Annotated in this window: 5 protein-coding genes; 4 read left to right on the top strand and 1 reads right to left on the bottom strand. The window is 64.8% G+C overall.

All coding sequences use genetic code 11. The features are described 5' to 3' along the window. The first annotated feature begins 206 nt into the window (after positions 1-206). The 3 genes from Q1V43_RS05700 (at position 207) to Q1V43_RS05690 (ending at position 4,061) form a co-directional block, all read left to right on the top strand. Positions 207-1,208 carry a hypothetical protein gene (locus Q1V43_RS05700; RefSeq protein ID WP_300515069.1) on the top strand — a complete coding sequence of 334 codons (1,002 nt, stop codon included), beginning with the start codon at positions 207-209 and terminating at the stop codon, positions 1,206-1,208. 273 nt (positions 1,209-1,481) lie between these two features. Continuing rightward, positions 1,482-2,471: a response regulator gene (locus Q1V43_RS05695; protein ID WP_300515067.1), complete on the top strand. Its 990-nt coding sequence runs from the start codon at positions 1,482-1,484 to the stop codon at positions 2,469-2,471. A gap of 300 nt (positions 2,472-2,771) precedes the next feature. Then, positions 2,772-4,061 carry an O-acetylhomoserine aminocarboxypropyltransferase/cysteine synthase family protein gene (locus Q1V43_RS05690; RefSeq protein ID WP_300515065.1) on the top strand — a complete coding sequence of 430 codons (1,290 nt, stop codon included), beginning with the start codon at positions 2,772-2,774 and terminating at the stop codon, positions 4,059-4,061. A 98-nt stretch (positions 4,062-4,159) separates the two neighbouring features. Here the strand turns inward: Q1V43_RS05690 and Q1V43_RS05685 are convergent, their stop codons facing one another. Continuing rightward, positions 4,160-4,867 carry an SIMPL domain-containing protein gene (locus Q1V43_RS05685; protein ID WP_300515062.1) on the bottom strand — a complete coding sequence of 236 codons (708 nt, stop codon included), beginning with the start codon at positions 4,865-4,867 and terminating at the stop codon, positions 4,160-4,162. A gap of 155 nt (positions 4,868-5,022) precedes the next feature. On the opposite strand from Q1V43_RS05685, the gene Q1V43_RS05680 reads away from it, so the two are divergent. Further along, positions 5,023-8,571: a hypothetical protein gene (locus Q1V43_RS05680; protein WP_300515059.1), complete on the top strand. Its 3,549-nt coding sequence runs from the start codon at positions 5,023-5,025 to the stop codon at positions 8,569-8,571. Positions 8,572-8,575: the final 4 nt, after the last annotated feature.

Raw genomic sequence — 8,575 nt, 5'->3', positions numbered from 1 at the left:
GTCCTTGGTGGCCGACAGCATTGGCTTCACCTCGGCGGCTGAGGTGAATTGCTGCGCCATGGCCGGTCCGGCCAGAAGCGCTGCCGCCAGGAAACCTGTCTTCCAGTTCATCCGCGTCCCTCCTTCGGGCAAATCGCATACGCCGCATTCCCACGCGCCGTGTTCCACCCTATAGTGACAGAAAAATTTCGGGCAGGCAAAAGACGATGGCACGATCAGTGAAAAAGCGTTCTGAGTTCAACATCTTCGTCGTGGCGCAGGCTGGGCGTCTTGGTTACGAAGCCCTATTGTTCGCGGCCTCACTTAAGCACTCGGACCCGGGTTTCAAGGGGCGGCTCCTGGTCGGTGAACCCCAGCCGGGGCCGCGTTGGGACCGCGATCCGCGCCTGCCGGACCACATCCGTTCCGCGTTGGAAGCGTTGGGGGCGGAAATCGTGCCCTTCGACACGCCGGTCTTTGGCGGCCCTTACCCCAACGGCAACAAGATCGAGGGGCTCCTGGCCCTGCCCGAGGGCGAGCCTTTTGTCTTCTTCGACACCGATACGCTGGTGACTGGACCCCTGTCCGAGGTGCCCTTCGATTTCACCCGCCCGTCGGCCTCGATGAAGCGCGAGAACACCTGGCCGGTGATCGAGCTCTACGGTCCCGGCTACGCGGCGATCTGGCGGTCGCTCTATGACAAGTTCGGGCTGGATTTCGCCGCCACGCTGGACCTGTCCCAGCCCGACGAATACTGGCAGCGTTACATGTATTTCAACGCGGGCTGGTTCTTTGGCCCATGCCCGCGCGCCTTCGGGCGGCGGTTTGTGGAATATGCGCAAGCGATCAATGACGACCGCCCCGAGGAACTGGTGTGCCAGCAGATCTATCCCTGGCTCGATCAGATCGCGCTGCCGCTGGTGATTGCCTCTTTCGGTGGCGGGCGACCCGGGCCGGAGCTTTGCGGGCTCGATGGCGCGGTGACGTGCCACTGGCGCATCCTGCCGCTGATGTATGCGCGAGAGAGCGACCGGGTGATCGAGGTGCTGGAAGAGGTCTCGGCCCCGAACAGGATCAAGAAGGTGCTGAAGGAATACGACCCGATGCTGCGCATGATCTATCAGGGGCGCGGGCGGAAGGTTCGTGCGCTGTTCGACCGGGACAATCTGCCGCGCCGCGAGCAGGTGATCCGCAACAGGATCAAGCGCGAAGGGTTCTGGATGCGCTGAAAGACGGTTTTCGGGATGGTTATCACGTTAAGCGGTTTTTTCCGACATTATTCGCAAGTCCCGATTGCATTGAATTTGTTGTAAAATCGTCTATGAGTTGTTTTTCAAACTTGAGTACATGTGCTTTTCCTCTCACACGTTTCACGGGAAAGCAGTTCGATTTTCCTCCGTTGGTTGTGCGCGGCGCAAAAATACCCCAACATGGTCCCATTGAATTCAAATTTTTCGTGTGTACCTAGTGCGTGATCACCGTATCCGAAACTGAGGTGTCAAATGAAACTGCTTGTCGTCGATGACGATCCCATTTTTCTCGCGCTGATAGAGCTCAGCCTGGAGAGTGCCGGGTATCGTGATTACGTTACGGCAACTTCCGCGGAAGATGCGTTGAAGAAGATCGAGCAGCAGAAGGACGCGTTCGAGTGTTTCTTGCTGGATATTCAGATGCCCGGGATGAACGGTATAGAGCTTTGCAAGAAGATCCGTTCCGGGATGGGGGCGGTGGGCAGTCAGATTATCATGGTGACAGCCGCGAAAGACAAGGGATCCATGGAAGATGCATTCCATGCCGGGGCAAATGACTATGTAAACAAACCGCTCGACTTTGTGGAGTTCCAGACCCGGCTGCGCCTCGCCGAAGAACTTGTGGAGAAATCAAAGGAACTGGGTGAGTTTACCGAACAGGTCTCGAAACTGCAGCGGCAGGTGTCGGGGCTGGACGATTTTACGATTTCCACCGCGATCACGCTCCCGGACATTCCGAACTTCATCAGCAAGATTGCGATGGAGAACTATTTGCTGGCTCTCACGAAACCGGGATTGTTCAAAACGAAAACAATCGGGTTCGCAATTGCGGAATTCGAGGAAATTTTCCTGAAGGCTGAGCCCGAGGACGTGTATTACCTGCTATGCGACGTGGCAAACGCAATCGCCGCAAGCCTGAGGGACACCAGTTTCCTTTTGACCTATGCTGGGTATGGAAAGTTCATCTGTGCGACCGGGCGACAAGCCGGGATCGATGTCGAGGAACTTGAATCCCACGTGATGAATGAAGTTGTCGCCATGGGTTTGGAGTATGATACCGGGGAGGCCCTGGATCTGCATGTCCTGGTAGGAAGCCCACAATTCTGCACGCTCATGCAATTGGCCGCGCCGCTATCCCTTGCAAGAAACGCGATATCCTCGGTCGAGGAAGCCCGCATCAAGTGGAACAGCGACCACAGTATCGGGTTCCGTTCGGATAGCTACCGGCAGATGCGCCAGTAAGCGGATGAGCGAATAGGAAGCCTGTTCGGTTTCGCCGAGCGAAGCCTTCGGGATCGAAGGTCGGGCCGCTGCCCTGAGGCCGCCATGAAAGACACGCGCAGGATTGGTGCGGTGAAACCGGTCGCCAGGTGACTCGGGGTGGGCCTACCTACCCGCGTGACGAATTTCCCGCGATACAGCTGCGACGTGGAACAGTTTCCCCCGGTCGCGGGGAAATCCCCCTTCCGAACCGTCAAACCCCCGTTGATGCCCGCGCGCCAAGCCAATACGCTGCGGCGGAATGATTTCAGGGAGACAGACATGACCGATCAACCACAAGGCTTTGACACGCTGCAGATCCACGCGGGCACCGAGCCCGATCCGGCCACCGGCGCGCGCCAGGTGCCGATCTACCAGACCACCGCTTACGTGTTCAAGGACGCCGCCCATGCCGCGCGGCTCTTCAACCTCGAAGAGGTCGGGTACATCTATTCCCGCCTGACCAACCCCACCGTGAGCGCGCTACAGAACCGGATCGCCGCGCTGGAAGGCGGGGCAGGGGCGGTCTGCTGCTCCTCCGGCCACGCGGCGCAGATCATGGCGCTGTTCCCGCTGATGGGGCCGGGGCTGAACATCGTCGCGTCGAACAAGCTCTATGGCGGCACCGTCACCCAGTTCACCCAGACCTTCAAGCGCTTCGGCTGGGAAGCCAAACTGGTCGATTTCGACGATCCGGCCGCCGTGGAGGCCGCGATTGACGACAATACCCGCGCGCTGTTCTGCGAGACCCTGGCCAATCCGGCGGGAGTGCCGGCGGATATCGCCGCCCTTGCCGCGATCGGCGACAAGGCCGGCATTCCGCTGGTTGTCGACAACACCTCGGCCACGCCCTACCTGGTGCGCCCGATCGAACTGGGCGCGACACTGGTCGTGCATTCGACCACCAAGTATCTGACCGGAAACGGCACCGTGACCGGCGGCGCCATCGTCGACAGCGGCAAGTTCGACTGGATGCAGAACGACAAGTTCCCGTCGCTGTCCAAGCCCGAACCGGCCTATCACGGGCTGTGCTTCGGTGACGCTCTGGGGCCGATGGCCTTTACATTCCACTCCATCGCCATCGGACTGCGCGACCTGGGCATGACGATGAACCCGCAGGCGGCGCATTACACGCTGCTGGGCATCGAGACCCTGTCGCTGCGAATGGAGAAACACCTGGCCAATGCCCAGAAGGTTGCCGAATGGCTGGAAGCCGACGACCGGATCGAAGCGGTGAATTATGCCGGTCTGGACAGTTCGCCCTACAAGGCGCTGGCGGACAGGATCAGCCCGAAGGGGGCGGGTGCCCTGTTCACCGTGGCGGTGAAGGGCGGGTATGAAGCCTGTGTGAAACTGGTCGACAATCTGAACCTGTTCAGCCACGTGGCCAACCTGGGTGACGCGCGCTCTCTGATCATCCACTCGGCCTCGACGACGCACCGCCAGTTGTCGCCCGAACAGCAGGTCGCTGCCGGCGCCGCGCCCAACGTGGTGCGCCTGTCGATCGGGATCGAGGATGCGGCCGACATCATCGCCGACCTGGATCAGGCCCTGGCCGCTGCCACCGCCTGATCGGGTCTCCGGCCTGAAAGAAACGGAACCCCCGCCTCATCCGAGGCGGGGGTTCCTGTTTGTCCAGCTTGTGAACATTGGCCTGCAAGCCTTTGGGACTAATCTGAAATCCTGAATTCCATTACCACTTCGGCGCGCAGCTCAAGCTCTCCCTGTGCAATCGGTACCCCGCCGCCATCAGCCATGGCCATTTCGGCGCGTATCATCGGCACCGGGGCGGGTTGTGCGGAGGGTTCGCGGATCGCCATCACGGGACCAAGGCGCAGCCCGGCAGCTTCGGCATAGAGCGCGGCCCGGGCCATGGCGTCCGCCACCGCGCGTTTGCGCGCCGTGTCCAGCAGGGGCGCGGGGTCTTGAAGAGCGAACCGCAAGCCACGGAATTCATTGGCGCCATCGGTGACGGCCGCGTCCAGAATTCCACCCAGAGCGGTCAGGTCGCGGGCGCGAATGGTCACGGTGTTCGACGCCTCGTATCCGATCACCCGCGGCGGTGCATTGCGGTCATTGTCATGCGCCCGAACCGGGGTCAGGGTCAGGCCGCTGGTCTGCATGTCCCGCGCGGCGATCCCGGCCTCGGACAGCCGGGACAGCACGACAGAGGCGCCTGCATTGGTGGCCGCCAGGGCCTCGGCGGCGGTGGCGCCCTGGTTGCGTACCCCCAGGGTCAGCACGGCCATGTCGGGCGCCGCACGGGCCACGGCCTCGCCGGTTACGGTGATCCGCCGGGCGTTTTCCTCGGCGAAAGCCGCACCGCTGCCCACAAGCCAGCCGACCGCAAGCGCCAGACTCAAAACAATTTTCCTCATCACGTCCTCCATAGCTGCCCACAGGATGCGCTGTTTCCCGCCCTTGCCAAGCCCCGTCGGGACTGGACCCTTTCCATGGGCAGAATCCTGCTGTAGTTTCAACGCGGTGGCGGCGTGGGTGCCTCCGCAGGGGAATATTGCAGGCAAGGTACTCTATGAAACCGAATTTCGCTCTGGACCTCAGTCACGAGGGCATTGGCCTGTTTCACCGCGCCAAGGGCGGCTGGACCCTGGTGGGCGACGTGGCGCTGGACGACCCGGAGCTGGCGAACAAAGTCGGGATGTTGCGCAAGACCGCCGCCGACCTGTCGCCCGGCGGATTCACCACCAAGCTGATCATCCCTGAAAGCCAGATCCTTTTCACCACCCTGACCGCGCCGGGACCCGATGACATTACCCGCGAAGTGCAGATCCGCGCCGGGTTGGAGGGGCTGACGCCCTATGAGGTTGGCGAGCTGGTTTTCGACTGGCAGGCGGATGGCGATCAGGTCCATGCCGCTGTTCTGGCCCGCGAGACCCTGGCCGAGGCCGAGGCCTTCGCCGTCGAGCACCGCATGAACCCGGTCAGCTATGTCGCGCGCGGCAAGCGCGGCACCTTTAAGGGCGAGGCTTTCTTTGGCCGCACCGGGGCGGCCTCGGGCTTGTTGGGCCCGGCGCAGCAGGTGGAGCGGGACAGGAAAGACGTGCCCCTGATGAAAGGGGCTGGGGCCCGCGCCGGAGACACATCCGGAGACACATCCGCGACCCTTTCCGCGCCTGAGGCCCTGCCGGCGCAGCCCCCGGAGCCCGCGCCGCAGCCGGTCCGCCTGGAAAATCCGATCACCCCAGGGGCCACGACCGAGGAGGCCCAGGTCGACCTGGCGCCGTTCCCGGACCTTCCCGCAGAGGAGGCGGAACCCGTGGCGAAGGCCGCGCCCGCCCCGGAGACTGAGGCCCCGCCAGCCCCGACCATCGCGCCCGAACCTGAACCCGCACCTGAACCTGAACCCGATCTGGCGCTCGACCCCTTCCTGCCGGTGGAGGCCCCGGCAAACGCTTCGCAGGCGGAAGAAACCTTCGAGGACCTGCTGGCCAGCGTACCGGACCCGGCCTCCGCTGACGACGAGGCAACGGAAGTTGATCTGCTGGCGCCCTTCCCGCCTCCTCCGGTGGAGGGGGATGAAGAGCCGAACCTGCCGCCGGTCATCCCGGTCATCCGCGATCTTCCCGAAGAAGCGGCCGAACCGCACCCCCTTGGCAAGCGTGGGGCGAGGTCCGAGAAGGCGACGGCGGACGGACCCATGCGCGCCGCGGTCGAGAAGGCGGAAACGGTGCGTGACGACCGCGCGGAAAAAACCGCCGAAACCGCCGTTTTCGAGCCGCCCGAAGAAACATCGTCCCCGGGCGCCGACCCGGGGGAAGCGCCGTCGGACACACCGGCCCCGCCCGCCGAAAGCAATGCGCCGGCCGATCCCGCCGGGCCGCAGGCCTTTGTCTCGCGCCGGGTGAAACCGACCGAGGCCGCGGGCACGAAGGCCGAGACCCCCAAAGACGCTGCAGACGTGGCGCCCGCCTCCCCGCCAAAGCCTGCCGAAGACACCGCAGAATCCACCCGCGTGGCATCCGACCCGGCGCCGTCCATGCCTCCCCCGGCCCTGGGGGCGGTGGACCGTGGGGCGATGCCCAAGGGTGCGCCGGGGGTTGCGGGCCGGAAACGTGAGGCAGCGGTGCCTCCGGGCAAGGCTCTCAAAGCTGAAAGCAAACCCGCGACCGCGCATGTGCCGGTGACTGCCGATCACCTCCCCGAAGATCCGCAGCCGAAGCCCAAACGGGCCGCGCGGGCCAAGGGTCGGGGGGCGGCCCTGGCCAAGGATATCGGCAAGTCCGGCAAGTCGCTGTTGTCCTCTGCACGCAAGGGGCTGGGCAAGGGGTTGGCGGGGGCCGCCGGTGTTGCCGGTCGGCCCGGTCGCGCGAACACCGGGGCGGCGTCTTCGGACGCCGGGGGCAAGCGCGCCGCGAAGGCCGATCCCTCCGCCGCGGCCATAGCGTCACCGCCCCCGCCTGTTGTCCGGGAGAACGAGGCAGGAGAAGGGGGAAAACCCTCGGCCTTTGCCGCGATCCTGGCCCGTCACAAGGAGGGTCTGACCCGTCAGGACGAGGGTGCGGGATCAACCGGGCGCGCGGGGGAGGCGAAGACCACCGAGAAGATCGGGACGTCCACCCGAAGGAGCGCCGAAAAGACCACTCCGAAGACCACCCCAAAATCTGGCGCCCGGAAAGGCGCGGCCGCCCCCCAGGCCGACACTGCCATCGCCCCGCCACCCGAACCTACGGAAATGGAGGCGATGACCGTGTTCGGCGCGCGCCAGACCCAGTCCGTGGGCGGGAAGCCGCGCCATCTGGGGCTTGCGCTGACCCTGCTTCTGCTGCTTGCCATGGCGGTGGCCGCCGTGTGGTCGATGATGTCGTTCTCGGACTTGCCACAGGCCCGGTTCGACGAACCTGACAGTGAACTTGCCGTCGGGGTTGAACCCGAAGCTGCCCCGGAACCTGCCCCTGTCCCGGACGACGTGGCGATTGCGCCGGAACCGGACGCGGCAGCTGCCCCCCTGCCGGTGGACGAGCCGACCCCCGAGGAACTTGCGGAAATCGCGCCGGAGGAGGCGCCGCTGCCCGAAGAACCGATTGCCGCGCCGGTGGACCCCGAACCCGAGGTGCCCCTGGTGCCAGAGTTGCTGGACCGAGAGGCCGCCGCGGCGCGCTATGCGGCGTCGGGCATCTGGGAACGGGCTCCGGAGGCCACCGAAGCCCCCCTGGGGGACCGCATCAGCGACATTTATATCGCCTCGATCGACCCGGAAATCCGGGGCCGCGACCCGGTTGCCCTGCCGCGCCTGGGCGAGGCGCAGCGCCAGGACCGCCCGGACCTGCCCGGAGCTCCTGCACCGCCGGGCATCACGTTTGACTTCGACGAGCGCGGCCTGGTTCGCGCCACGCCCGAAGGCGCGCTGACCCCTGACGGCATCCTTGTGTTCAGCGGAACGCCCGAGGCCACGACCGGTCGCCGCCCGGGTACGGTCGTGCCCGAAACCAGCGTTGACGACGGCCTGGACATTCCGCGCATCCGCCCGACCCGCCGCCCGGAAGGTCTGATCGAGAACAATGAACGCGCCACGCTTGGCGGTCTGTCACGCGATGAATTGTCGGTGATCCGGCCAACCCGCCGACCAGAGGCGCTGGCGGCCGCTGCAATCGCCGCCCCGGATGCCGACGCCGTGGATGCTGCCGTGGATGCGGCCATCGAAGGGTTGAACGAAGAGGCGCTGGCCGGTGCGACCTCTTCGGCCGTCGCCACATCGCCGCGCCCCGACAAGCGTCCGAACAATTTCGACCGGATCGTTGCGCGGGCCGGGGACAATTCCGACGGGTCCGTCGCCGTAGCTGCCCCTGCGGCCGCCCCGCAGCCCTCGATCCCGACCAGCGCTTCGGTGGCCGACCAGGCCACGATTGACAGCGCGCTGAACCTGCACCGTATCAACCTGATCGGCGTTTACGGTGCGGCGAACTCGCGCCGTGCCCTTGTGCGCCTGCCCTCGGGGCGTTTCGTGAAGGTCAGCGTGGGCGATCGCCTGGACGGCGGCAAGGTCACTTCGATCTCAACCAACAAGTTGATCTATCAGAAGAGCGGGCGAAATCTGACGCTGGAAGTGCCGCCGCTGGGCTGACCGT

It is taken from the genome of Aliiroseovarius sp., assembly GCF_030148435.1.
Lineage (GTDB): Bacteria > Pseudomonadota > Alphaproteobacteria > Rhodobacterales > Rhodobacteraceae > JASBTN01.
This window is presented reverse-complemented; position numbering and strand designations above follow the sequence as displayed.